This window comes from Collinsella sp. LCP21S3_C7, assembly GCF_052118485.1.
Lineage (GTDB): Bacteria > Actinomycetota > Coriobacteriia > Coriobacteriales > Coriobacteriaceae > Collinsella.
In genome coordinates, this window is the sequence record NZ_JBQKHC010000023.1 from 1 (window position 1) to 24,266 (window position 24,266).

At 55.2% G+C, this 24,266-nt stretch carries 27 protein-coding genes, 2 tRNA genes and 1 pseudogene; 28 read left to right on the forward strand and 2 right to left on the reverse strand.

Features of this window, described 5'->3' with window-relative positions:
- The 28 genes and pseudogenes from ACTQ1E_RS07845 to ACTQ1E_RS07980 all read left to right on the forward strand — a co-directional run.
- Positions 1-72 (forward strand): IS3 family transposase (locus ACTQ1E_RS07845; protein ID WP_441015707.1); only part of this gene is annotated, 72 nt, incomplete at its 5' end.
- A gap of 200 nt (positions 73-272) precedes the next feature.
- Positions 273-348, forward strand: a tRNA-Ala gene (locus tag ACTQ1E_RS07850).
- A gap of 788 nt (positions 349-1,136) precedes the next feature.
- On the forward strand, positions 1,137-1,682 hold the full coding sequence (gene loaP / locus ACTQ1E_RS07855; protein ID WP_441565699.1) for an antiterminator LoaP: 546 nt from the start codon (positions 1,137-1,139) through the stop codon (positions 1,680-1,682).
- A 103-nt stretch (positions 1,683-1,785) separates the two neighbouring features.
- A complete protein-coding gene (locus ACTQ1E_RS07860; protein ID WP_441565701.1) occupies positions 1,786-2,499 on the forward strand; it encodes a sugar transferase in 714 nt (237 codons plus the stop codon).
- Positions 2,499-3,275, forward strand: a complete 777-nt coding sequence (locus ACTQ1E_RS07865; protein WP_441565703.1) for a WecB/TagA/CpsF family glycosyltransferase — start codon at positions 2,499-2,501, stop codon at positions 3,273-3,275. Before ACTQ1E_RS07860 ends, ACTQ1E_RS07865 begins: the two co-directional genes overlap by 1 nt.
- Entirely contained in the window at positions 3,276-4,334 is a 1,059-nt protein-coding gene (locus ACTQ1E_RS07870; RefSeq protein ID WP_441565705.1) for a polysaccharide biosynthesis protein, read from the forward strand.
- A 1-nt stretch (position 4,335) separates the two neighbouring features.
- On the forward strand, positions 4,336-5,553 hold the full coding sequence (locus ACTQ1E_RS07875) for a polysaccharide biosynthesis C-terminal domain-containing protein (protein ID WP_441565707.1): 1,218 nt from the start codon (positions 4,336-4,338) through the stop codon (positions 5,551-5,553).
- Positions 5,554-5,557: 4 nt separating this feature from the next.
- Positions 5,558-6,739: a non-hydrolyzing UDP-N-acetylglucosamine 2-epimerase gene (gene wecB / locus ACTQ1E_RS07880; protein ID WP_441016898.1), complete on the forward strand. Its 1,182-nt coding sequence runs from the start codon at positions 5,558-5,560 to the stop codon at positions 6,737-6,739.
- On the forward strand, positions 6,739-7,941 hold the full coding sequence (locus ACTQ1E_RS07885) for a glycosyltransferase (protein ID WP_441565709.1): 1,203 nt from the start codon (positions 6,739-6,741) through the stop codon (positions 7,939-7,941). Before wecB ends, ACTQ1E_RS07885 begins: the two co-directional genes overlap by 1 nt.
- On the forward strand, positions 7,941-8,195 hold the full coding sequence (locus ACTQ1E_RS07890; RefSeq protein ID WP_441565711.1) for a glycosyltransferase: 255 nt from the start codon (positions 7,941-7,943) through the stop codon (positions 8,193-8,195). Before ACTQ1E_RS07885 ends, ACTQ1E_RS07890 begins: the two co-directional genes overlap by 1 nt.
- Positions 8,189-9,304: a glycosyltransferase family 4 protein gene (locus ACTQ1E_RS07895; protein ID WP_441565713.1), complete on the forward strand. Its 1,116-nt coding sequence runs from the start codon at positions 8,189-8,191 to the stop codon at positions 9,302-9,304. Before ACTQ1E_RS07890 ends, ACTQ1E_RS07895 begins: the two co-directional genes overlap by 7 nt.
- Positions 9,304-10,497: an O-antigen ligase family protein gene (locus tag ACTQ1E_RS07900; protein WP_441565715.1), complete on the forward strand. Its 1,194-nt coding sequence runs from the start codon at positions 9,304-9,306 to the stop codon at positions 10,495-10,497. Before ACTQ1E_RS07895 ends, ACTQ1E_RS07900 begins: the two co-directional genes overlap by 1 nt.
- Positions 10,497-11,639, forward strand: a complete 1,143-nt coding sequence (locus tag ACTQ1E_RS07905) for a glycosyltransferase (RefSeq protein WP_441565717.1) — start codon at positions 10,497-10,499, stop codon at positions 11,637-11,639. Before ACTQ1E_RS07900 ends, ACTQ1E_RS07905 begins: the two co-directional genes overlap by 1 nt.
- An 81-nt stretch (positions 11,640-11,720) precedes the next feature.
- Positions 11,721-12,602, forward strand: coding sequence for an ATP-grasp fold amidoligase family protein (locus ACTQ1E_RS07910; protein ID WP_441565719.1), 882 nt, complete (start codon positions 11,721-11,723; stop codon positions 12,600-12,602).
- Positions 12,595-14,040: a lipopolysaccharide biosynthesis protein gene (locus tag ACTQ1E_RS07915; protein WP_441565721.1), complete on the forward strand. Its 1,446-nt coding sequence runs from the start codon at positions 12,595-12,597 to the stop codon at positions 14,038-14,040. The genes ACTQ1E_RS07910 and ACTQ1E_RS07915 overlap by 8 nt, the downstream gene beginning before the upstream one ends.
- A 123-nt stretch (positions 14,041-14,163) precedes the next feature.
- Positions 14,164-15,201, forward strand: coding sequence for an NAD-dependent epimerase/dehydratase family protein (locus ACTQ1E_RS07920; RefSeq protein ID WP_441565723.1), 1,038 nt, complete (start codon positions 14,164-14,166; stop codon positions 15,199-15,201).
- Between the two features lie 69 nt (positions 15,202-15,270).
- Complete coding sequence (locus tag ACTQ1E_RS07925) at positions 15,271-16,530, forward strand: nucleotide sugar dehydrogenase (RefSeq protein ID WP_441565725.1); 1,260 nt, start codon at positions 15,271-15,273, stop codon at positions 16,528-16,530.
- Positions 16,531-16,792: 262 nt separating this feature from the next.
- Positions 16,793-17,467, forward strand: a complete 675-nt coding sequence (locus tag ACTQ1E_RS07930; RefSeq protein ID WP_441565727.1) for a hypothetical protein — start codon at positions 16,793-16,795, stop codon at positions 17,465-17,467.
- A gap of 255 nt (positions 17,468-17,722) precedes the next feature.
- A complete protein-coding gene (locus tag ACTQ1E_RS07935) occupies positions 17,723-18,796 on the forward strand; it encodes a hypothetical protein (protein ID WP_441565729.1) in 1,074 nt (357 codons plus the stop codon).
- Between the two features lie 197 nt (positions 18,797-18,993).
- Positions 18,994-19,116: a hypothetical protein gene (locus ACTQ1E_RS07940; RefSeq protein ID WP_441565731.1), complete on the forward strand. Its 123-nt coding sequence runs from the start codon at positions 18,994-18,996 to the stop codon at positions 19,114-19,116.
- A 24-nt stretch (positions 19,117-19,140) separates the two neighbouring features.
- Positions 19,141-19,476 (forward strand): annotated as a pseudogene (locus ACTQ1E_RS07945) (hypothetical protein); the annotation flags it as partial.
- A 51-nt stretch (positions 19,477-19,527) separates the two neighbouring features.
- Positions 19,528-19,944, forward strand: a complete 417-nt coding sequence (locus tag ACTQ1E_RS07950; RefSeq protein WP_441565733.1) for a nucleotidyltransferase family protein — start codon at positions 19,528-19,530, stop codon at positions 19,942-19,944.
- A 24-nt stretch (positions 19,945-19,968) separates the two neighbouring features.
- Positions 19,969-20,337, forward strand: coding sequence for a hypothetical protein (locus ACTQ1E_RS07955; protein WP_441565735.1), 369 nt, complete (start codon positions 19,969-19,971; stop codon positions 20,335-20,337).
- Positions 20,334-20,636, forward strand: coding sequence for a type II toxin-antitoxin system RelE family toxin (locus ACTQ1E_RS07960; protein WP_441565737.1), 303 nt, complete (start codon positions 20,334-20,336; stop codon positions 20,634-20,636). Before ACTQ1E_RS07955 ends, ACTQ1E_RS07960 begins: the two co-directional genes overlap by 4 nt.
- Before the next feature lie 16 nt (positions 20,637-20,652).
- Positions 20,653-20,919: a hypothetical protein gene (locus ACTQ1E_RS07965; protein WP_441565739.1), complete on the forward strand. Its 267-nt coding sequence runs from the start codon at positions 20,653-20,655 to the stop codon at positions 20,917-20,919.
- A 17-nt stretch (positions 20,920-20,936) separates the two neighbouring features.
- Positions 20,937-21,059, forward strand: coding sequence for a DUF3825 domain-containing protein (locus ACTQ1E_RS07970; RefSeq protein WP_441565746.1), 123 nt, complete (start codon positions 20,937-20,939; stop codon positions 21,057-21,059).
- 138 nt (positions 21,060-21,197) lie between these two features.
- Positions 21,198-21,272: transfer RNA gene (locus ACTQ1E_RS07975), tRNA-Val, on the forward strand.
- Positions 21,273-21,655: 383 nt separating this feature from the next.
- A complete protein-coding gene (locus ACTQ1E_RS07980; RefSeq protein WP_441565742.1) occupies positions 21,656-22,813 on the forward strand; it encodes a hypothetical protein in 1,158 nt (385 codons plus the stop codon).
- Positions 22,814-23,373: 560 nt separating this feature from the next.
- On the opposite strand, the gene ACTQ1E_RS07985 is transcribed toward ACTQ1E_RS07980, so the two are convergent.
- Positions 23,374-23,595 carry an ATP-binding protein gene (locus ACTQ1E_RS07985; RefSeq protein ID WP_441565748.1) on the reverse strand — a complete coding sequence of 74 codons (222 nt, stop codon included), beginning with the start codon at positions 23,593-23,595 and terminating at the stop codon, positions 23,374-23,376.
- Between the two features lie 88 nt (positions 23,596-23,683).
- A partial coding sequence (gene istB / locus ACTQ1E_RS07990; protein WP_441565744.1) for an IS21-like element helper ATPase IstB occupies positions 23,684-24,266 on the reverse strand: 583 nt, incomplete at its 5' end.

Here is a 24,266-nt window from a genome sequence, read left to right on the forward strand (position 1 = left end):
ACGAGGAGGCGCCAGGTTAAACTGAAGGGACTGACCCCGGAGGAGTTCCGGAGACAGTCCCTTGCGGCGTAGTTCTTATTTAAGCCGTCCAAGTTTTGGGGTGCAGTTCATCGCCGCGTGAGGGTTTTATCGGGACGGCGGGTTAATTGACTGATTTTGCCGAAGTCAAAATCAGTCAATTCAGCCCCGTCCCAGGAAAACCCGTAAGAAAAAGTTTCAACAAAAATCTCTTGCATCCCCGCAAACATTCCCCTATAGTATCACCTCGTCACGGGGGCGTAGCTCAGCTGGGAGAGCGCTTGACTGGCAGTCAAGAGGTCAGGGGTTCGATCCCCCTCGTCTCCACCATCGTGAATGCAAAGGCCTTCGGAAAACCGAAGGCCTTTTTTCATACGTGTTCACACTACAAACCAAAGTGACGCTCGCATCAACCTGTAAAAAAGTTGCGCAATTACCTCCCTGTTTTGTACAAAGTTTGTTAGCCAAATATAATAGTTTGAGCAATTCACGCCGCCAGTAATACATCTCAGGCAGTGCTCATCGACCCACACACCCCCATAAACCTGCGTCAATGTGTGCAAGGCGGCACAATATCCCCCATAACCACGGCAAGTAACCAATATGTTGCTAAACACACCCCAAAACGTATGGGCTACCTGCTGTGCTAGGATAAATAACGTTACATGGGTTCAACTGTGCTCACGGCTCCAGCAAGCCGCAAAGCACAGGGTCGATCAGCATCCGGCCGTAACGGCGGTGCCAGAAAAACCACGAGCTCCAATAGGGCAGTCATGCGTATCGCATCGAAGGCTTTGTTTTTGTCTACGGGCAAGCTGTTCTTTCGATTCGATATTTCATGACTCATCGCAGCAGTCCTACAGCTGTTTGCGTGCAATCCAGTTTTGTTCCCGCTTGACCGGATCGCACGCAGCCAGCTGGAGTCGCGGTCATTTTGCGATACACGTCCGCGTCTCTAGCAACTGCACTTATACATACCGTTCACGGTGGGGCAGAGCCACGCGCTTGTCTAACTGGGCTCAGGGTTTGAATATGGAGCGCCTTCGCGCACAAGCGCCCTGGCGAAGCCATACCTAAACCCCGTGAGCCACACGTAAGACAGCAAGGGGGTGGTGCTCGTGTGGTACGTGATCCAGGTCATTAATGGTCGCGAAAATGTAATGCGCGAGCGCATTGAGCGCATGGTGCCGGCTGGCACCATTCAGGAGCTCTTTTATCCCCAATTTCAAACCGAGATTAAAGTACACGGCGAATGGGTCAACACGACCAAGCCGCTTTTTCCCGGATATCTTATCTGCGACACGGCAGATCCCCGCACTGTGCAACAGTACTTGCTTCGCATGGACGACTTTGCCCGGGTGCTTTCCCAGGATGGGAAGTTTGTGCCGCTAGCAAAAGAAGAGGTCCAGCTTATTGGCAGCTTTACTCATTCGGGAGACCGCGTAGTGCCCATGAGCGAGGCCTTAAAAGACGGCGACCAGGTCGTAGTTACGGCAGGTCCGCTGCTGGGCCACGAAGGCCTTATCAAAACCATTAATAGACGCAAGAGCACTGCTTATTTAGAGCTCGACCTGTGCGGCCGACGCGTAACTACCCACGTTGGCCTTGCCGTGCTTTCAGCCGAGCAACGCGCAATGCGAAACCTTAAAAAGGCGATCGCCTAGCTGCTGGCGACTGTTTAACGGGATAGGGAAGATCCCCGGGAGCGGGGACGTAGGTTTGAAGGAAATAGTGTCAGACAAAACTGAATATTTAGAAGGAGCGCCGGTGGGGGCCGCGCTAATAGCCCAGGCCATGAGCGGCGGCGACGTGAGCATGCGCTACAAGGCCATGCAGGCCCTCAAGGACTGGGACCGCACGCGCCTGGCCTACCGCACCGTCAAGCGCGCCTTCGACATCGTGTTCAGCGGCTGTGTGCTGGCTGTCATCGCCATTCCCAGTCTGGTGCTCGCCGCGGCCATCCGCCTGGAGAGCGAGGGCAACCCATTCTACAGCCAGATCCGCGTGGGCCAGACCCACTGCGACGGCAGCCTGTCCACCTTCCGCATGTGGAAGTTCCGCAGCATGTACAAAGACGCTGACGAGCGCCTCGCCGAGCTCAAGGAACAAAACGAGATCGCCGGCGCCATGTTCAAGATGAAGGAAGACCCGCGCGTAACGAAGATCGGGAAGTTCATCCGGAAGCATTCCATCGACGAGTTTCCACAGTTCGTCAACGTGTTCCTGGGGCAGATGTCCGTTGTCGGCCCGCGCCCGCCTCTGCCCAACGAGGTTGCGGAGTACACCGAGTACGACCTGCAGCGCCTGGCCGTGAAGCCCGGGATCACCGGCTGGTGGCAGGTTACTGACCGTAACTCGACCGGCTTCGACGGAATGGTCCAGCGCGACCTGGAGTACATCGCCAACAGCGGTGTCGTCACCGACCTCAAGATTGTCGCCCTCACGGTGATCGAGGTTATCACCGGCAAGGGTGCGTGCTAATGCTCGATTGTTATTCAAAATACCCCGAACTCAATCGCGTCCCGGTAATTGATGTCCCAATTACCGGGACGAATATGTCTAGCTGCATTCAATTTCTCACTAAACATATCGATGAGCTCCATGGCGAATACGTATGCGTTTCAAATGCTCACACGTCCGTTATGGCCCACGATGATCCATCTTATTGGGCTTGCCAGGCTGAATCTGTCATGTCCGTTCCCGACGGTAAACCCCTGTCAGTTTTGGGGTCTAAATCAATTGAATCAATGGACCGCGTTACTGGTCCGGACCTGATGCGCGAGATTTTCAAGATTTCCAATCAATACGGATGGAGTCATTATTTCTACGGAAACGAGCAGAAGAACCTCGACGCTCTAAAGCAATCGCTTCAAAAAACCTATCCTGGCCTGAACATTGCAGGCATGGAGCCATCAGTTTTCCGGCCTTTGACAGAAAATGAGAAGTGCGAGCTCTCCAAGCGTATTGCCGACTCTGGTGCCGATTTTGCCTGGATTGCTCTGGGCGCCCCTCGCCAGGAAGCCCTTATGTACGAGCTCAAAGGCGGTCCTCAACCTTTGATGATTGGCGTCGGCGGCGCATTTAACGTTCTCGCTGGCGTGGTGCCGGAAGCGCCTATATGGATGCAAAACCTGAGCCTCGAGTGGCTATACCGCCTGATGCAGGAGCCTAAGCGGCTCTTCAAACGATACCTCGTTACTAATACAAAATTCCTTTTTTACCAATTCACGGGCGCCAAGCGTAAGGAAGGCAAGTAGATGAATCCTACGACCGCATTCAAAGACAAGACCCTCATGATCACGGGAGGCACCGGCTCGTTCGGCAACACCGTGCTCAAGCACTTCATGAACACCGACCTTGCAGAGATCCGCATCTTCTCCCGCGACGAGAAGAAGCAGGACGACATGCGCCACCGCCTGCAGGAGAAATCCCCGGAGCTCGCCTCCAAGGTTCGCTTCTTCATCGGCGACGTCCGCAATGCCCAGTCGGTCCGCGACGCCATGCACGGGGTCGACTACATCTTCCACGCCGCCGCCCTCAAGCAGGTTCCCTCCTGCGAGTTCTTCCCCATGGAGGCCGTGCGCACCAACGTCATCGGCACGGACAACGTCCTGCACGCCGCCATCGACGAGGGCGTCGACCGCGTCGTGTGCCTGTCCACCGACAAGGCGGCCTACCCCATCAACGCCATGGGCAAGTCCAAGGCCATGATGGAGTCCATCATCTACGCCAACGCCCGCAACGGCGCCGGCCGCACCACCATCTGCTGCACCCGCTACGGCAACGTCATGTGCTCGCGCGGCTCGGTCATCCCGCTGTTCATCGACCGCATCCGGAAAGGGGAGCCGCTCACGGTCACCGACCCCAACATGACCCGCTTCCTCATGAACCTGGACGAGGCCGTGGACCTGGTGCAGTTCGCCTTCGAGCACGCCAACCCCGGCGACCTGTTCATCCAGAAGGCGCCGGCGTCGACCATCGGCGACCTCGCCGAGGCCGTGCAGGAGGTCTTCGGCCGCGTGGGCACCCAGGTGATCGGCACCCGCCACGGCGAGAAGCTCTTCGAGACCCTCATGACCCGCGAGGAGCGCCTGCGCGCCGAGGACATGGGCGGCTACTACCGCGTCGCCTGCGACTCGCGCGACCTGAACTACGACAAGTTCGTCGTGGACGGCGAGGTCGAGACCCAGGCGGACGAGTCCTACACCTCCCACAACACCGAGAGGCTCGACGTGGAGGGCACCATCGCCAAGATCAAGACCGCCGAGTATGTGCAGCTGGCGCTCGAGGGCCGCGAGCACGAGGCGGTGCAGTAGGGTGCGCGTCCTCGTCACAGGCGCCAGGGGCTTCGTCGGCAGGAACCTCTGCTGCGCGCTGAAGAACATCCGCGACGGCAAGGACCGCCGCGCCAAATACCAGCCTCTCCTTCCCCTCGAGGTCATGGAGTACGACCTCGACTCCACGCCCGCCGAGCTGGAGGACTACTGCTCCCGCGCAGACTTCGTCTTCAACCTGGCCGGCGTCAACCGCCCAAAGGACCAGTCCGAGTTCATGGAGGGCAACTTCGGGTTCGCCTCCACGCTGCTGGAGACCCTCGAGCGCCACGGGAACACGTGCCCCGTCATGCTCTCCAGCTCCGCGCAGGCGAGCCTGTCGGGCCGCTTCGAGGGCTCCGTATACGGAGAGTCCAAGCTCGCTGGGGAGGGCCTCTTCCGCGAGTACTCCGAGCGCACGGGTGCCCCGGTGCTCATCTACCGCTTCCCCAACCTCTACGGCAAGTGGTGCCGCCCGCGCTACAACTCCGCCGTGGCGACCTTCTGCGACGCCATCGCCAACGGCCGCCCCTACACCGTGAACGACCCCAGCGTGGAGCTGGAGCTCCTCTACATCGACGACCTGGTCGAAGAGATGCTGGGCGCCCTGCTGGGCGAGGAGCACCGATGCGGCTACGAGGGCCTCGAGCGCGTTGAGGGCGACGGGTTCTGCTACGTCCCGGAAACCGACGTGAAGTCCCTGGGCGAGATCGTCTACCTGCTGGGCAGCTTCCGCGACAGCCGCGAGACGCTCACGGTGCCCGACCTTTCCGAGGGCTCCTTCTCCAAGAAGCTCTGGAGCACGTTCCTGTCCTACTACGAGCCTGGGCACTTCGCCTACGGTCTGAAGCCCAACGTGGACAACCGCGGCTCGTTCACGGAGTTCCTGCGCACGCCGGAGCGCGGCCAGGTCTCCGTCAACGTGTCCAGGCCCGGCATCACCAAGGGCAACCACTGGCACATGAGCAAGTGGGAGAGGTTCCTGGTGGTCTCCGGTACCGCTTCGATCAAGCTGAGGAAGGTGGGGGAGGACTCCGATGGAAACCCGTTCCCCGTCGACGAGTATGTCGTCTCGGGCTCGGACATGCGCGTGGTCGAGATGATCCCCGGCTACACGCACTCCATCACCAACCTGTCCGACACCGAGGACCTCGTGACGGTCATGTGGGCCAACGAGCCCTTCGACCCCGAGAACCCCGACACCTACTACGAGGAGGTCTAGCCGCATGGGCAAGGACTATTCCGATATCGCATTCAGGGACGACGGCCGCCTGAAGCTGCTGATCATCGTGGGCACCCGCCCCGAGGTCATCCGCCTGTCCGAGGTCATCAAGAAGTGCCGCCGCCACTTCGACTGCCTGCTGGCGCACACCGGGCAGAACTACGACTACACGCTCAACGGCATCTTCTTCCGCGACCTGGAGCTCGCCGACCCGGACGTCTACCTGGACGCCGTGGGCGCCGACCTGGGCGAGACCGTGGGCAACATCATAGCGGCGAGCTACAGGCTCATGGTCCAGGTTCAGCCCGAAGCGCTGCTGATCCTGGGCGACACCAACAGCTGCCTGTCCGCCATCGCGGCCAAGCGCCTGCACATCCCCATCTTCCACATGGAGGCGGGCAACCGCTGCAAGGACGAGTGCCTGCCCGAGGAGACCAACCGCCGCATCGTCGACGTGATCTCCGACGTCAACCTGGCCTACTCCGAGCACGCCCGCCGCTACCTCAAGGACACCGGCTGCGCGCCGGAGCGCACCTACGTCACAGGCTCTCCCATGGCCGAGGTCCTGCGCGCCAACCTGGACAAGATCGAGGCCTCCGATATCCTCTCCGAGCTCGGTCTGGAGCCGAAGAAGTACATGCTCCTCTCGGCGCACCGCGAGGAGAACATCGACACCGAGGCGAACTTCGCGAGCCTGTTCACCGCCATCAACGCGCTGGCCGAGAGATACGACATGCCGATCCTGTACTCCTGCCACCCGCGCTCCCGCAAGCGCCTGGAGGCCACGGGCTTTCAGCTGGACCCGCGCGTGCGCATGCACGAGCCCATGGGCTTCCACGACTACAACTGCCTGCAGATGAACGCCTTCGCGGTTGTCTCCGACTCCGGCACGCTGCCCGAGGAGTCCAGCTTCTTCGCGAGCGTCGGCCGCCCGTTCCCGGCGGTATGCATCCGCACCTCGACCGAGCGCCCCGAGGCGCTGGACAAGGCCTGCTTCACGCTGGCCGGCATCAGCGAGCGCGGCCTGCTCCAGGCGGTCCACACCGCCGTCGAGCTCGACGCGGAGGGGTCGCTTCCCGAGGCGCCCGTGCCCGACTACGCCGACGAGACCGTGTCCACCAAAGTGGTTAAGATCATCCAGAGCTACACCGGCGTAGTGGACAAGATGGTGTGGAGGAAGAGCTAGTGTCGCAGAACCAAGGGCTCACGACCGACGCGCTTGTCGATGAGGCTCTCGCTCTGGGTGAAGGCTTGGGGCGGCCTCTGCGCTACGTCCAGCTCAACAGCTTTTACAACGGTTCCACCGGCACCATAATGCGCAAACTCCACCGTGGGCTGACCGAGCGCGGGGTTGACTCGTACATCTTCTGGGGTCGTCGCCACGACACGATAAGCGACCATGAGCAGTGCTGCGCTTCGAAGGCCGGCTACCTCTCCCACGGAGCCATGACGCGCTTGCATGACCGCATGGGCTTCTACTCTAAGCGGGATACCGCAAAATTGCTCAAGCGTCTGGACGAGATCGATCCCGATGTGGTGCACTTGCATAACATACACGGCTATTACGTGAACATAGAGATGCTGTTCTCCTGGCTCGCTTCTCATCGCTGCCAGGTTAAATGGACGCTCCACGATTGCTGGGCCCTTACGGGCCATTGCGCACACTTCACATATGTGAAGTGTGCGCAATGGCAGTCTCATTGCGCGTACTCGAAATGCTGCCCGCAGCTCGACACCTATCCCAAAACGATTTCAAAAACCAACTGCTCGAGAAACTATGAAGATAAGAAACGTATCTTCACGAGCGTGCCGCCCGAGCGGATGGCGCTGATAACACCTTCACAGTGGCTCGCGGACCTGGTCGGGAAGAGCTTTCTCAAAGATTATCCGGTGGAGGTCCGTCGTAACACCATCGACACCGACATCTTCAAGCCCACCCCAAGCGACTTCCGCGAGAGGTACGGCATTGGCGACCGGTTCATGGTGCTAGGCGTTGCGAGCCCTTGGACCGAGCGCAAGGGTTTGAGCGATTTCGTAAAGCTGGCGGAAAAGCTCAGCACTGAAAAATACGCAATCGTCCTCGTCGGGCTCTCTGAGAAGCAGATAAGGCGGCTCTCCAGACAGCTCATCGCCCTTCCTAAGACCGAGAGCCCCGAGAAGCTGGCCGAGGCCTACAGCGCCGCTGATGTGTTTGTGCACCCGGGCGTCGAAGAGACCTTCGGTATGACCGTTGCAGAAGCGCAAGCCTGTGGCACCCCCGTTGTTGTGGCAGAAGGCTCGGCTTGTGCGGAGATAGCCGAATCCAGCACCGCGATCGCGGTGCCTGCCGACATGTCCGCCCTGAAGGCCACCATCGTGAAAATGGCGGGGGGGGGGTTGCAGTTCTGATGCCTAGGACTGAGTCGAGCACACAGCTGGTAGCCATTTATAGCGCCGCGGATGCCCTCTTCAATCCCACCGTGGAAGACAACTACCCCACGGTAAACCTGGAAGCAGAAGCCTGCGGGACACCCGTTGTGACTTACGATACAGGCGGTTGCGCCGAGACGATATCGAGCCCTGCGTCGACCGCGATCGAGGGCCTTGATGAGGGTCTCAGAGCCTTGTTGAATCTTTCAACCCTGAAAGGGGCTTCATGTTAGTTCTCTACGACACTACCAATTATGATGACCACCCCATCGGTGGCCAGCTAACGAGCGTGCGCAACTTCCTTCGCTTTCTGGCCGAAGATGAACCAGAGGCTGCCCAGAGCGCGCTGCTAGTGGGCGTGACCAAGGACCTGGGCGCTGTAGGCGTAGAGTCTACCGTTGAGATAAGCGGCGTTGCGTACCGATTTCTGCCCGTTGCTTATGCTGACACCGACCTCGCGCATGTGCAGGAGTCTCTGCGTATGCGCTTCGCGAAGGGGCTTTTGAAATACGTTCCTAAGATCGGCCTTAATAAGGGCGACGTCAACTTCATACATACGCCTGAGGCGTTCGGCCCCGTGAAGGTACTTGGCCGTGGCAGATGCGTAGTAATGTCGCACGGTAGTTTTCTAAACATGAAGGATAACCTGCGCTTCTACCAGCGGAGCTGGTTAGCAGATGCTTTTCAGCGGTACCTGGCATGGGTTATAAAGAGGGCAGATCGACTGTTGGTGTTGGACGAGGGGACCAAGGCAGATTATGAGCGTCTGAACGATGACGTGCACGTAGTCTTGAACTCTATCGACCACCGTGAGGAGATCGAACGCGACTTCGACCCTAAGGCTGTGAGACTGCTCTTTGTAGGAAGGCTCTCGGCCGTGAAGAACATTGGACCCATCATCGAGGCGGCAGAGGCTATGCCCGAGGTGGAGTCTCTTGCAATCGTGGGCGACGGTGAGGAGCGGGAGCATCTGAAGGCGCTGGCGGGCAGAAAGGCTTCCTTCAAAGGAAGCCTCGAGACCGAAGGCGTGCGCGCGCAGATGCGCGATGCGGATATCTTGGTGATGAACTCGTTTCACGAGGGTGTACCAATGACGATCCTTGAGGCGATGGGTATGGGCATGCCAATCATTAGCACGGATGTTGGTGGCATCTCCGCTGTTGCGCCTTTCGGGTCCGTTGCCGAGAGGACCGACGGGACGGTGGAATCCATCAAGAAGGCAGTGCGGATAGTCGCGGACTGCTATGCCGAGCGGTCAGCTGCAGCCTATGCCTATTCCGCCGATTTCAACTTTCGCACGGTAAACAGAAAGATTTACGGTTATTTGGAGGCCCACCACTGATGGAACTCCTCATTCTTATTCGTCCGTTCTTTCAGCTTGTCAATCAGTATATCAGCGGCTTCACTTATCTATTCAGCCTAGTTTTCTTCGTCTGTTTTATCAGGGATTGCGCGAAGAGCAGATTGCGGTTCGACCGCTTTGAGATTATCGCTCTTTGTTACTTCTTTTTAAGTATTGGCATCAGCCTTATTTCTGGGTCCACGGTCGGGACTCTTTTAGGCCAGTTCAACAAATTATTTCTTTGCCTATTTTCTATGCTCGTGATTAATAGGTTGGCATCTATTAATCCACATGGCACACGTGCATCATTAATAAGAAAAGTGACGTATTTTTCTGCGGCTTTTGTTCTTATTTCGCTGTTATTACCCTCTTCGTATCAATCCCTTTGGGGGGCAAAAACTTTTCAGATGGCTTTTTCGAGTCAACATGAGACCGCAGAGCTTATTACCTTGTTAATTGCACTAATTGGTTACGATTTAAAACTATATAGTCGATTTATTCCGGCTAGGCTTCTGATAGCAACTGGATTGCTGTTTGCTCTTTTAATGACTGGGGCTCGGACAATTACCATTGCTGGCGGTGTGATTTACGTCGTTCAATTGCTCTATGCAACAAAGGGTATTGATCGCCGGCTAAGAGGCCTCGTAATAATCTTTTCGTCCGTTATAATTGCTTTGGTCGTATTGCCAGGACTATCTTCTACTGCGCTTTTTGAGAAAAGTAAGAATCTCGAAGGAAGCGGCTCGTCTTTTTCTAATGGCAGGGATCAAATCTGGCTCTATTACTATTCTGTATTCAGCAACATGCCTGTAATTAATCAGTTTTTTGGCGCGGGCGTAGGAATGATTTTAGAGCATTCGAGGCTTGCAATCGGAACTCATAACGACTTCTTATCTTTTCTAATTTCTTTCGGTATTGTCGGTCTTGTTTTTTACCTTATTTATATGGCGCGATCCTTGTTAAGGAATGGGCTTGCGCCTTGTGGTTTGCTTGCATTTTTAATTTTCATTTGGTGTGCATTTTTTAACGGATTTTCGGGCTATACGGAGCTTGTTTTTTCACTCTGTGTGTTTGTTGCAACTTATTCGAAAGGTGCTATTGCGGAGCCAGAAAGGTCTAGTTGTGTTTGCAAGCTAGACAGCATTTATCGTGATAGACCTGTCAATATTACGAATCGAGGATCGGTGTTTTGATGAAGAGTGGTAAAAATACCGGGCTAATTGTTTTCACCCTGGCGCATTTAGGAGTCGGCGGTGCCCAGAAGGTTGCTTCGCTGATAATGAACAAGCTTATTGAGCTTGGCTATGAGGTTGCTGTTTGTTGTTATTATCCTGTAAAGGAGCATGTGGGACTCAGCGATAAGGTGAAACGTGTATATTTATTTAATAATCCTGCTGAGTATGAGGTTTCAGGTTTTCAGCGTGTGCCAGTTAAACTAAAGGCGATCGCACGTTATCGAACGGTTTTAAGGGAAATCAATCCGTTATGTATCGTTTCATTCGGCCCTGACCCCTTGCTGTTTCCAGCATGCAAGCTCATACGCTATGAAGGTAAGCTTGTCTGCTGCGAACGCGGCGATGCGAATCAGCGAAACATACTCTATAAAATTATTACTGAGGCCGAGATGGCTTCTTCTGACAGGGGTGTCTTTCAGTTTGATGGAGCTATGGCTCCGTATGGGCGTTCGTTGCCTGATGACACGCGCGTTATCCCCAATCCGTGCGAAAAAAACCTTTCGACAGCGCGTGATTCCGGACAACTGAATAACGAAATCGTTGGCGCTGGTCGACTTGTGCCCGACAAAGGCTTCGATACGCTTATCAAAGCGTTTTCCATGATCGTTGATATGCATAATGTCAATTTAGTGATCTATGGCGAAGGCCCTGACAGAGAGAGGTTGGAGAACCTTATCGAAGTCCTTGGGATTAAAGACAGAGTTAGTATGCCTGGTACTATTCCAAATATCGCTGAGAGAGCGCAGCGCGCACGTCTATTTGTATTAGCTTCTCAGTACGAAGGTTGCCCGAACACACTTATCGAGGCAATGTGCGCTGGGGTTCCAGTAGTTGCAAGCGACTGTAGTCCCGGTGGCGCTCGTTTTTTAACTAATAATGGAACGGTTGGAGGCCCACTAGTCCCCATTGACGATTCTGATTCTATGGCTATCGCTATTAGTTGGATGCTCGATAACTTCGACAAGGCCGAAAGCCTTGGAAAGGCCGGTGCATCGCTTGTCGAAGCCTATCCAATGGATCGGGTGATGGACATGTGGGCTGACTTATTCATAGATCTGCTTGGAGCTCCTAAGTTGACTAGAAAGGATACTGGTAATTAATAAATGGAATGGCTGCGCAGAATTCGAAATAATCCTTGGTATATCTTTTCATCCCTTGGGGGACACGGGTTACTCAATTGGATGCCTGATGAGATATATTTAAAGCTTGCTTATCGTGGTTTCTTGGGTGAAAAACTTGACCTTGAAAACCCAAAAACATTCAATGAAAAGCTTCAGTGGCTCAAAATACATGACCGCAACCCTTTCTATAGCACTCTTGTAGATAAGTATAGAGTTAAAGCATGGGTTGCCGAGCAAATAGGCGTGGAGCATGTTGTCAGCACTTATGGTTGTTGGGATCGTGTAGAGGATATTAATCTTGATTCCCTGCCCGATAAGTTTGTCCTTAAGACAAACCACGACAGCGGGGGTGTTGTGATTTGCAGGAATAAAGATACTTTTGATTCTAAAGCCGCGAAATTAAAGCTAAGTAAACATTTAAAGAACAACATGTACTGGTATGCTCGGGAATGGCCCTACAAGGATGTTACCCCCCTTATTTTCGCCGAAGAATTTCTTGAGCCCAATGAAATCTCTACCGGTTACTGTGCCGCTGAGTCCGACTGCTGTCCAGCTGACTATAAAGTCAGCTGTTTTGCGGGAAAGCCAAAATTAGTTGAAGTTCACAGGGGGCGTTTTACACAGCATACATGTGATTATTATACGCCAGACTGGGAACCTATTACCAGTATTGATTGGGGGGGTGTTCCGTTTTCAGATGATGGAGTTGAACCTCCAGAGTGCTTAGATGAGATGCTTCGACTTAGCTCTATTCTAGTTGAAGGGTTTCCTCAAGCGAGGGTTGACTGGTATGTTGTTAATAATAGGTTGTTATTCGGAGAAATCACATTTTTTAGTGGTGCCGGATTCGATCCACTTGATAAAAATTCAGATGAATTATTAGGCTCATGGATCGATCTTAACTATTCATTTGACAGACAAAGAATGCTCAACAATGAATGACGAATTGACTGCAAAAGCTGCTAATGCTACAAAATGGTCACTAATAACTGAAGTTGTTGTAAAAATAATATCGCCTTTGACACAGGTCGTTCTTGCACACATTCTGGCTCCTGAGGCTTTTGGCGTCGTTGCGACTGTTACAATGGTCACGAGTTTTGCTGACATGCTATCTGATGCAGGGTTTCAAAAATATTTAGTGCAACATGAGTTTGAAGATAACGGTCATCTGTATCGAAGTGCAAACGTTGCTTTTCTAACTAACTTATGCATCTCAATTGCAATATGGTTTATTGTCATTGTGTTTAATGAACCGCTTGCGGAGATTATTGGAAATAAAGGGCTCGGTTTTGTTCTCATCGTAGCATGCTCCTCACTTCCTCTTACAGCCTTGAGCAGTATCCAGCTTGCCTTATTTCATCGCTCGTTTGCTTTCAAAGAACTATTCTCCGTGCGAGTGGCGACTGCCCTCGTTCCTCTTTTCATCACCGTTCCATTAGCCCTAATTGGGTTTGATTTTTGGTCCTTAGTTATAGGGACTGTTATCGGTAATTTAGTTAATGTGGTCGTTCTTACAATCAAATCTAATTGGAAACCAACGCTCTTCTATAGTTTTGACGAACTGAAGGAAATGGTTTCCTTCAGTGCTTGGACCCTACTAGAGCAGTTTTCTATTTGGTTAACTTCCTGGATGGGTACGTTTATTGTTGGTTCCGTTCTTACCTCATATTACTTGGGTCTTTACAAGACATCGATTTCGATGGTTAACACGGGTATGAGTATAATCATCAGCGCAACAACACCTATCCTATTTGCTGAGCTCTCGCGAAGGCAAAACGATGAAAATGCTTTTGAAGCGGCTTTCTTCCGTATGCAGCATAAGGTTAGTCTGTTTATTATTCCGATTGGGTTTGGCATTTTTATCTATCGGGACTTCTTAACGGCCTTCATTCTTGGACCACAGTGGTCTGAAGGCTCTCTATTATTTGGTCTTTGGGGATTAAGCAGTGCAATTGTTATACCTATAGGTTATTACGCCAGCGAAGTATTTCGTTCAAAAGGAAAGCCCAAATTGTCTTTTATGACTCAGGTTCTTTATCTATTTATTATGGTACCTATAACTTATATTGCGGCTAAACATACTTTTAATATCTTTGTTTTTGCTAGCGCTTTTCTTAGGTTTATTGCAATATCTATTGATCTTTTTGTCCTTGGGCATTTTGTTAAATTCCCTATTTGGAAAATGATTAACGGACTTTTGCCTTTCTTTGTCTGCTCGTTCATGATGATGGGAGTAGGCTTGCTTCTTTTCAGACTCGACGCCCCGCCTTTATTCGGAATAGCAATTTGTATGGTATCGTATTTATTTTTTTGCGAGTTATTTACAACGACACGTGTTCAAATAAATAGTCTTATTAGAAATTTCCGTACAAGAATATAGATAAAACAGATTATCTATAGTTATGAACTGCTGGCTATGGTGCGAGTATTTACTTGTGAGTTTGCTTTGATGGTAAATCTCAAGCACATTAGTCGATGCTAAATTTTGTATTTAAGGGGCAAAATGTCAAAAAAGGTTTTTATTACCGGTGCCGCTGGATTCATCGGAGCGTTTCTCGTTAAGAAGCTGCTCGAGGAGACTGAAGATGTCATTGTCGGCTTTGACAACCTCAACAGCTACTACGACCCCGGTATCAAGAACGCGCGCCTGCGCATGCTTGCCGAGGCCGACACCGAGGGTCGCTTCACCTTCGTGCGCGGCGACCTGTGCGACGCCGCCCTTATCGAGCGCCTGTTTGCAGAGAACGACTTCGAACTCGTTGTGAACCTCGCCGCGCAGGCGGGCGTGCGCTACTCCATCGAGAACCCGCGCGCATACCTCGAGAGCAACCTCGTCGGCTTCTTCAACGTACTCGAGGCCTGCCGCCACCACCCGGTCAAGCACCTCGTGTATGCCAGCTCCAGTTCGGTCTACGGCGGTAACAAGAAGGTGCCGTTCTCCGAGGAGGACCGCGTCGACTCGCCGGTGTCGCTCTACGCCGCCACCAAGAAGTCCAATGAGCTCATGGCCGCCGCCTACTCAAAGCTCTACTCCATTCCCGCGACCGGTCTGCGCTTCTTCACGGTGTACGGCCCAATGGGCAGGCCCGACATGGCCTACTTCGGCTTCACCGAGAAGCTGCGACGCGGCGACACCATCAAGATCTTCAACATGGGTGACTGTCGCCGCGATTTCACCTACGTCGACGATATCGTCGAGGGCGTGAGGCGCGTCATGGACGCCGCCCCCGAGGTGAAGATGGGCGAGGACGGCTTGCCGCTCGCCGCGCACCGCGTCTACAACATTGGCAACTCGCACCCCGAGAACCTGCTCGACTTCGTCGACACGCTGCAGCGCGTGCTGGTGGAGGAGGGCGTGCTGCCTGCGGACTACGACTTCGAGGCCCACAAGCGGCTCGTGCCCATGCAGCCCGGCGACGTGCCCGTCACCTACGCCGACACCACGGCACTCCAGCGCGACCTGGGCTACAAGCCCGCGACCCCGCTCGAGGACGGCCTGAGGGCCTTTGCCAAGTGGTATAAGCACTACTACAACATTTAGAAAATCATGGCCCTGTAACAGGGGCCATTTTTCGTGCGAATTATTGCTCTTTGACAATTGGAGAATGACATGAAGATCGCTGTCGCCGGTACCGGCTACGTCGGCCTGTCCCTCGCCGTCCTGCTCTCGCAGCACAACGAGGTCCACGCGCTTGACATCGTGCCCGAGAAGGTCGAGAAGATCAACAACTACGAGTCGCCCATCCAGGACGACGAGATCGAGCGCTTCCTGGCGGAGGCTAAGGCGGGGGAGCGCGAGCTCGACCTGCACGCCACCGTGGACGTGGCCGAGGCCTATACGGGCGCCGACTATGCCGTCATTGCCACGCCCACCAACTACGACAGCGACCGGAACTTCTTCGACACGAGCTCCGTCGAGGCCGCTATCGCCGCCGTGCGCTCGGTGAACCCGGACGCTTGGATCGTCATCAAGTCGACGATCCCCGTGGGCTACACCGCCGGCCTTCGCGAGAGGCTGGGCGACAGCAAGATCTTCTTCAGCCCCGAGTTCCTGCGCGAGAGCAAGGCTCTCTACGACAACCTGCATCCGTCTCGCATCGTGGTGGGCGCGCCCAAGGAGGATGCCGATGCCGTCGCCGCGGCGGAGAAGTTCGCCCGCCTGCTTGCGCAGGGTGCCGATCCCGCTGAGCTGGAGCGCGTGAACGCCGACGGTACCGTGGGCATCCCCGAGCTCGTACTGGGCACCACCGAGGCCGAGGCCGTCAAGCTCTTCGCCAACACCTACCTGGCGCTGCGCGTGGCCTACTTCAATGAGCTCGACACCTACTGCGAGGTGCGAGGCCTCAACACCCGCGACGTCATCGACGGCGTCTGCCTGGAGCCGCGCATCGGCAGCCACTACAACAACCCCAGCTTCGGCTACGGCGGCTACTGCCTGCCCAAGGACACCAAGCAGCTGCTGGCCAACTACAGGGACGTGCCCCAGAACCTAATCGAGGCCATCGTGGAGGCCAACCGCACCCGCAAGGACTTCGTCGCCGACGAGGTGCTGCAGATGGTGTGGGACCGCGTGTACGCCGGCAAGGAGAAGCCGGTCGTGGGCGTGTACCGCCTGACGATGAAGTCCAACTCCGACAACTTCCGCGCGAGCTCCATCCAGGGCGTCATGAAGCGCGTGAAGGCCAAGGGCGTGCCCGTGGTGGTCTACGAGCCCACGCTGGACGCGCCGGAGTTCTTCGGCTCCGAGGTGACCCACGACCTGGAGGCCTTCAAGGCCGGCTGCGACGTGATCGTCGCCAACCGCTGGAGCGACGAGCTCTCAGACGTGGCGGACAAGGTGTATACGAGGGATCTGTTTAAGAGGGACTAGGGGACAGGATTCCCGACCGCGATTTTTAGCCTTATCTATGAGTCGCATTGTCAAGAAAGAGGTCATATCGGCTAACGTCGATATGACCTCTTTTGGTATAAGACTGATTCCTTTTGCAGCTGGTGAGCGATGCGTTGTATATAGCACGTTAAGCAACGAACTCCATTTTCCCTGCATTTAGCCTTGAGCATCAAGAACGGGACATCGCCCGTGCTGCAATCGACTGCGTCGGGCCTCTTGATCCAGTCCGACAGGCTTCCTCATGCGGGGCTTTCCTGAAGATTTACTCGGTGTCCTTGCAAAAGAATCGTATGCAATACCGAGAGGCGCAGGCTACTGTAATGTGTGCTGCTTTTCGTGTGTCCTCATTAAGCAAGTAGATACAAGAGTCGACTTAATTGAATTGCCCGATCCGGGCCTTGACCTTGGTTCATGGATTGTTGTTATTGACAATCCCTGTGAACTTATATCTAGGCTTAGGACAGCCGTTCTGCAATTGGGTTATGACTTTGTAGCTGCTCCGGTTGAATATAGAGATAGCGTTCAGTTGAATCCCTCTGAAGTTGTTAAATCAACAATGGATTTAAAATCTCATAATCCATTACCTGCTTATATGGTTTTTCCAAATGGGATTCCACATTTTAATGCAGGAGTGTTTGTAAAGAATGTTCGTTATGCAAACCAAGCTGAATGGCGTATCGCCGTTAATAGGAATGAACGCTCATATGAGCCTCTAATTCTTAAGCTTGGCGATCTAACTGATATCGCTCATTTGGCTAGGAGAACGGAGCTTGCTGAAGATTTGCAACGGGTGCGCGGTTGTTCGGTTCCCTATTTGACTCGGGGGTGCTTTGGATCGAAGACTTCTCAAGAATTATCTCAGGATCTCTTTGAGTTGGGAAATGAGGAGGTCTTTATTACGCTGACGATTGGATAGCGCACAATAAGCGAGGATAGAGGTAATTGACTGGTGACCGCTCTTTGTTAAATAGACGCTAGGGGGTCGCCCCTACACCAACATTTTCGGCACGAATGCCTTTCACCGACTGGCAAAACGATTTACGCCTAATTCCGGGGTTCAATACGGGTTTTCTTCTTTTCCCGTTATCTGATCTCGCTACACTAATAACTGCTGCTACCAGGTATTTTTCTGATGCAGTTCTCATTGGCTCTTGCGAAGATCGGAGCGGTTATGTTTGCTGCCGCGTTCCACACTAGCCGTCACTACATCCTGTTTACTGCCATGGCCTGCCTATGCGTTTTGCTGGGCGGGCCTTCTTATGCCGCGGGCGCGGACAGCCTGTTCATCGCGGGCGCCACGTACTACGAGCCGGGCGCGTCGGGCCCCGGGTGGGCTTGGACCGATGCAGACCATCTGGAGCTTAACGGCTACACGGGCGAGGCCATCGGCGCCGACGGCGACCTGGTGGTGACGCTGACCGGGCAGAACACTGTTGTCGAGACGAGCGCGCCCGACGTGGACATCTCGCGTTGCGGCATGGAGGTGTGGGGCGATCTGACGCTCCTCGGCACCGGGTCGCTGACGGCCACGGGCTCGCAGTGCGGGATCTACGTGTCGGGGACGCTCGCGGTGGACGGCTGCAAGGTTGAGGCGCGGGCCGACGGCGGCGGCATCGCGGACGCGCGGGTGGCCGGCGTGATTGCGGACGGTCTTGCCGTTCGCGGCGGTGGGCGCGTTGTCGCCGCGGGCGCGGGCTCCGGGGCGGGCGTGCGCGCCTATGGCGTGTGTTTGCTGGGCGGGGCTGCCGGCGGCGTCGCGGGCGGGCAACTTACCGTCGATGCGTCCTGGCTGGATGCATCGGGCGCCGAAGGCGACGTCGCCTGCCTGGGCGGGTCGCTTGCATCCGCTCGCTTTGTGGCGCCTGCGGGCGGGGCCTTTGGCGCAGGCGGCGTGGTGGATTCCGGCGGGTCCGTGGCGGCGCATGTGACGATCGAGCCCGTGGATGCTACGGCGCCGGCGGGGGAGACCGCCGGCCCCGATGTGCCGGGCGATGTTCCTACCGCCCCTGGCACCGACCCCGCTACCGGCGCGCCCGCTGCGGATCCGTCGACGAATCCCACACAAAAGCCCGCGGCCGCAACTAAGACGGTGACCACGACCACAGTGACCAACGCCACGGCCGCCAAGGCCGCCACCGCGACGACCGTCTCGCTCCCCAAGGCCGGTGATAACTGCTGGACCTCCGCATCCCTAACGCTAATCTTTCTCGGCATAGCGCTCCTATGCGCCGCGATTCGCTGCTAAGGCGCTCGCTTTCCGGAAGCGAAGAGAAAATCGAACCGTCAAGCCCAAACCGATCTCTAGCAATAAATCCTCAGCTAGATATAGTCCAGGCCGATATCCCGTATCCAACTAAGCTCACTTCCCCAATGTCCCCTTTGGGGGCAGTCACTGTTGCTATGCCTTGGTTCTATACTCGGAGGCCTAAGGAAGTGGTTCGTATGTACTTGAGCGATACTAAGATTCAGGAGCTAATCGACAGCAAGGTGCTTCTCAATGCCGATGCTTCGAACATCGGACAGGTTACGTATGACTTGCGCACCGAGGGATTCTACATCAACTAAAGCAAGCAATCCGAGGTAGAGCTTGGCCCCGGAGATTCGGCATTCGTCTCTTGCGTTGAATGTGTTGCGTTGCCAAACGATTTGACCGCGAGCGTGCTTCTGCGCAATTCGCGCATTCGCCAGGGGCTTTCTTTGGATGTGCCGCTATATTTTCCCGGGCATGTAACACGGCTGTTCTACCGTGTTACAAACGTAAGCGGTAACACTATTACGCTCGATAAGTCTAAGGGTATAGCGCAGGTCGCATTCCAGCACGTTGATGGCGTGGTGGCCCATCCTTACCACGGCGCTTTCTCTGATGAGCTCAACTTTAACGGACTTGCAGATTATTCCGACGTCTATGCCGGGGAACTTAAATAGGTGTCTCAAGTCGTGGGAGACTTGACCTAAGGTACGATCAATTGCTCCTGAGTGAGGGTATTGGCTTACGCCAATACCCTCACTTTCGTCCGAGGCGAGCAAGCGCCCGATAGCGATTTTGACTTGCGCCTAGTCTGCGGCAACACCATGACGTTCGGCGCGCTTTACGAACTCTCACATGAGCTCGAGAAGGAACTTGGGCGAAAAGTTGATATCGTCACCAACCCACCAGAGCACATGCGCCCGCCCTTCCGCAAAAGCATCGAACAGGATGAGGCCGCCGAGCACAATATCCTCGGCATTGGCGCTCGCAAAAACCTTACACTGCAGCATCGAAGACCTTGTCTGGCAACCGATCGCCATAGAGTACGATTCGAAACCCTGTTCATCCGTAATCTAAATACTAAGATTATTGTTGTTTATCTTTCCTTTCAGTACGTATTTAAATGCGTCTATAATACGTATTAGAGACACATTTTGAAGGAGGTTGCTATGGTTGCCGTAATAGACAATAAACTCGTTTTCGGACGCGAACAGGTGCTGACTTCGACGCAGGCAAGCAAAAATTTTGGCGAAGCGAGACGTCGCGCTCGAAGGGAGCCGCAATTTGTCTCAGACAGGAACGATGGCATCGATACTGTTATCGTCGGCTTCGAAGAGTTCGAAGCGATGGCGGTTGAACTCGAACAGCTCAGAGAGGAGCGCCTGCACGCCATAGCCGCCGCAAGGCTCGCGCAGGGCGACGCTGATTCGAATCGCAAGGGCATCCCGTTCTCCTATACCGTGGGACGTGAGAGGTTCGAGACCATGCTAGAAGCCGAGGCGACCGATCCCATTTCCGACGAGGAGCTGTTCGAGTGAGCGTGGCTAGGTTTAAAGTTGAGTTTTACGACAAGACTGCCGAGAAAGAGTATCTGTCACTCGATGGCTCGGTCCGCGCTATGGTGAACAAAGGTATTGCGCGTCTTGCACTTCGAGCCGATGAAATTGGTAAGCCACTTTCGGGTCTTCTTGCAGGTTGTAGGGAACTTAAGTTTCGCACTGATGGCATTCGCGTAATTTATCGCATCCGCGATGGGCACGTCGAAGTAGTTCATATCATCGCAATAGGTGCAAGGGACAAGGGCAAGGTTTTCGACCTGGCATCCGCTGGTTACTGAATGGATTGGGGACCGCATGGAACTCCCTAGCACCCTGTGCAGCAATGCCTACGACTTTGCATTTTGCCCCGAGCCCTGCTACGACCGCCTGGTTGACCTCGCCGATCCCGAGGACTGGGGCCCCAGTAACCGCATCCTCAAAAACTACCTGTCGTTTTCTGTTAGCCGCGCGGTGTTCCCGACCGAGCGCGACGCGGACCAGACCGCGCCGCAGCTAGCTACACGCTCGCGGTGCCTCAGTTTTACGGCGGCCGGATCCAGCTGCTCCTGCCGCTGTGACTGACCGGCGACAGGCCCGAGCTGGCGCTGACCATCCAGCGCGAGGACGGCTTTTACGCCGCGCGCACCTGCCTCAGACTCGACATGGCATACAACAACGCGCGACTTATCTGCCGCCCCGAGACTTCCTGGATTAAGCGATAAATGGCTGTTTAGCTGTGGGTTTGCCGGTCACCTTGGTTGCTTTGGTTTGGCTGGAGCCCACGAATTTAAAATCGAGGGCAAAAAGTTCTTGGTAAACCGCGCGCGGCTATGTTAGTATCTCTTTTGCCGAAAGGCGACGGGCGATTGGCTCAGGGGTAGAGCATATCCTTCACACGGATGGGGTCACAAGTTCGAATCTTGTATCGCCCACCATCAAAAGCACAGGTCAGAGGTGTTAAGCCTCTGGCCTTTTTCTTTTTGACACCAAGGGTGACACCAAAACTGACACCAAAATCGAATCGCAGTCGTATAAGGCGTCATTTTATATCGCGCCCTATTTACCGACGCCATTGCATGTTTTGTATATAACGCATGCGTATTTTCATTGAATTACCCATGTGATCCGCGCGCAAATGTGGAGACAGGGACCACACGCCCAGAGCTCCTTCCAGCGGATTTCTATCACACGAGGGATCTTCGGCAGAACTCGTCAAGCTATTGGTTTGCTTCCAGTACTTACCCGCATGATGATCCAGTAGATAATCGGCCATGCCCGTGATCCGCACGGCCCGCGGCCGAAACCAGGGGAGGCGCAAATGGACGAAATCGTCTGCGCAAACACCGCATTTCGCTACTGGCGCTGCCCGCCGCAGGTGCGCGATCTCTACCCGCGCCTGCCCAACTCCGAAGACGGCTGGCGAGCTCTATCCCAAGCCCCTTTCGTAACCGACGTCCTCAAGACCCCGATTATCGCTGTAGCTTCGCCAGGTTCTTGTAATCACCACTCGGGATTGCGCTCCACTATTCGCTGGGAAGGGGCATCGGATGCCGGCACAACAATCGACACTCATTTAGGCTTTAGTGTCACCAATCCGCTTAACACGTTATTTACTATGACACGCTTTGTGTCTCAAATAGATCTCGTGATGGCTATGTACGAACTTTGCGGCTGGTTTTCTGTTTTCGAGCCAACTCCCGCTGCCGAAATGCAGCTAAAAATGGCGGTAGAGGAGAATCGCAATTCCTGCACGCAGGATCTGTTCGAACTTGGAGAGGGCGAAGACGAGGTTCCTTGGAAAAGGGTTTATGCCCGCGCAACCGTAAAGGACCCAGTTAATGAAGGCAAAACGAGCAAGCGTGAGGATGGAAGAGAGGTTACGAAACTCAAAGGTACTTCTCTTTGGATGAGAAAGCCGCTTATCGAACTGAGCGACCTGCATCGATTCGCCGATAAGGTCAGAAGTCAAATGTGGGGAAAGCAGTTTTATGATGCCGCTCAACAGGTTATCGGCATTGCTGCATCTCCACTCGAAGTCGCGGGAGTCCTGCTCCTAAGTCGTTCTCGACGTCTAGGTGGTTCAGGTTTCAGATACGTGTACCTCAACGATTTAACCCCTCTATCCGAGGCAGCCCAAAGCATCGCAGGTCAAAAGGTCTGCTACGGCGACATCGTGATTGTAAACCCAATGCTAATGAAGGCAGTAATTATCGAGATTCAAGGTGAAGTCATCCATGGATCAGGCGCGGTACTTGACCACGATGCGGAACGTATGACTGCGCTCCAGAGCATGGGTTTCGACGTGTTCCTGGTCACCCACGATATGCTTAACGACAAAAAGCAGCTAGATACCATAGTCAAAAGCGTCTGCAGTCGTTTGGGGATTCGATATAAAGCCAAATCCGAGGCGATGAAGCGCGCCGAGACGCAACTGCGAGCAAATGTTTTGTGCAACTGGTTGGAAATCGGGAATTAGCCGGCAACGAGATACTAGAACAACCTTGTTTGCCTGCCAGTGAATTAGTGCCATTTCAAAACCATGCCGGATTACGGGGCTGGACCCGGACCGGCCGTCCATACCCTGCATCTCACGAAATTCGCAAGTCGTCTACCTGCGGTTTTGATTTTACCGATTACGGCATGCCCGAGGGTTCCCGGCCTGGCCCCGTAAACCGGCATGGTTTTGAGATCGCCGGGTGGGCGGGGGCGCGATCGGTCCCGATAATGGGCCTGGTGCCGGCAGGATGGCCGTTGGGCGGGTGGCGGCCCGCGCCGCGGAAGCGAAAAAACGGCGGTCGGCGGGACTCGAGATGTCCCAAGGGTGCCGGAGAGGGGGCGGCGGCAACGCCGCCGCCCGCGGGGCGCGCCCCCGCGGGCCGGATCGGGCACCGCGGGCCACTCGCTCCCGAGCCCGTCCCGCATCCCCGGCCCCGCCGCCGAAAGATTTTTCCTGTGTTTCGTCAAGAGGATTTGAGCAAAAAGATCATCGGAAATTGAGCAGCCTGAGCATCGGAAGCGCGCACGCTTTTTGAGCGGCTAGCCCTCCTGCATGAGGGCATGGCGGACGCGGTAGGACTCGCCGCGGAACTGGACGAGCCTCCCGTGGTGGACGATGCGGTCGATCACGGCGGCGGCCATCTGGTCGTCCCCGAACACCGACCCCCACCTGCTGAACTCCAGGTTCGTGGTGATTACCACCGACTGCCTCTCGTATGCGTCGGCGAAGACCTGGAAGAGCAGCCTCGTGTTAGCGTCAATCTATTTTTCACCAGTTTCGCTAAACAGGCGCGCCGTTTGCGCAAAGGCGGTTTCACCGGTTGCGCTAACGTATTTTCACCGATTCCGGTCACGGCTTGACGGGGCCGTCCCTCGGCAGGTCCTTCAGCCTGTAGGACCTGCCGGTTATCTTGACCAGGTGGCAGTGGTGGCACACCCTGTCCGCGATCGCGCTCGCCGCCACGTCGTCCCCGAACACCCTGCCCCAGCCGCTGATCCCCACGTTGGTGGTGATGATCGTCGAGCGCTGCTCGTAGCGCGTCGATATCAGCTGGAACAGCAGGTCCGCGCCCGCGCTGCCGACGTCGAGGTAGCCGAGCTCGTCGATGATCAGCAGCCTCGAGTGGGCGTAGTACTTGAGCCTCTTCTTGAGGATGCCGCGCGACGAGGCGTCCTCCAGGTCCTCGACGAGCCGGGCGCAGTCCACGAACCTGACCTCGCGCCCCGCCCTGACCGCCTCGATGCCCAGCGCGACGGCGAGGTGCGTCTTGCCCACGCCGGGGCTCCCCACGAACAGGACGTTCTCGGCCCGCTCGACGAACCTCAGGGTCGCGAGCTCCTCGATCTCGGCGCGCGGGACCGACGGCTGGAAGTCCCAGTCGAAGTCCGCCAGCCCCTTGACGTAGGGGAACCCCGACGACCGTATGCGCTGG

Coding starts and splice junctions, on each gene's coding strand:
- ACTQ1E_RS07865 (WP_441565703.1), top strand. CDS start 2,499: ATGCTCGATTGTTATTCAAAATACCCCGAACTCAATCGCGTCCCGGTA.
- ACTQ1E_RS07870 (WP_441565705.1), top strand. CDS start 3,276: ATGAATCCTACGACCGCATTCAAAGACAAGACCCTCATGATCACGGGA.
- wecB (WP_441016898.1), top strand. CDS start 5,558: ATGGGCAAGGACTATTCCGATATCGCATTCAGGGACGACGGCCGCCTG.
- ACTQ1E_RS07890 (WP_441565711.1), top strand. CDS start 7,941: ATGCCTAGGACTGAGTCGAGCACACAGCTGGTAGCCATTTATAGCGCC.
- ACTQ1E_RS07895 (WP_441565713.1), top strand. CDS start 8,189: ATGTTAGTTCTCTACGACACTACCAATTATGATGACCACCCCATCGGT.
- ACTQ1E_RS07900 (WP_441565715.1), top strand. CDS start 9,304: ATGGAACTCCTCATTCTTATTCGTCCGTTCTTTCAGCTTGTCAATCAG.
- ACTQ1E_RS07905 (WP_441565717.1), top strand. CDS start 10,497: ATGAAGAGTGGTAAAAATACCGGGCTAATTGTTTTCACCCTGGCGCAT.
- ACTQ1E_RS07910 (WP_441565719.1), top strand. CDS start 11,721: ATGCCTGATGAGATATATTTAAAGCTTGCTTATCGTGGTTTCTTGGGT.
- ACTQ1E_RS07915 (WP_441565721.1), top strand. CDS start 12,595: ATGAATGACGAATTGACTGCAAAAGCTGCTAATGCTACAAAATGGTCA.
- ACTQ1E_RS07920 (WP_441565723.1), top strand. CDS start 14,164: ATGTCAAAAAAGGTTTTTATTACCGGTGCCGCTGGATTCATCGGAGCG.
- ACTQ1E_RS07925 (WP_441565725.1), top strand. CDS start 15,271: ATGAAGATCGCTGTCGCCGGTACCGGCTACGTCGGCCTGTCCCTCGCC.
- ACTQ1E_RS07930 (WP_441565727.1), top strand. CDS start 16,793: ATGCGGGGCTTTCCTGAAGATTTACTCGGTGTCCTTGCAAAAGAATCG.
- ACTQ1E_RS07935 (WP_441565729.1), top strand. CDS start 17,723: ATGTTTGCTGCCGCGTTCCACACTAGCCGTCACTACATCCTGTTTACT.
- ACTQ1E_RS07940 (WP_441565731.1), top strand. CDS start 18,994: ATGTACTTGAGCGATACTAAGATTCAGGAGCTAATCGACAGCAAGGTG.
- ACTQ1E_RS07955 (WP_441565735.1), top strand. CDS start 19,969: ATGGTTGCCGTAATAGACAATAAACTCGTTTTCGGACGCGAACAGGTG.
- ACTQ1E_RS07965 (WP_441565739.1), top strand. CDS start 20,653: ATGGAACTCCCTAGCACCCTGTGCAGCAATGCCTACGACTTTGCATTT.
- ACTQ1E_RS07980 (WP_441565742.1), top strand. CDS start 21,656: ATGGACGAAATCGTCTGCGCAAACACCGCATTTCGCTACTGGCGCTGC.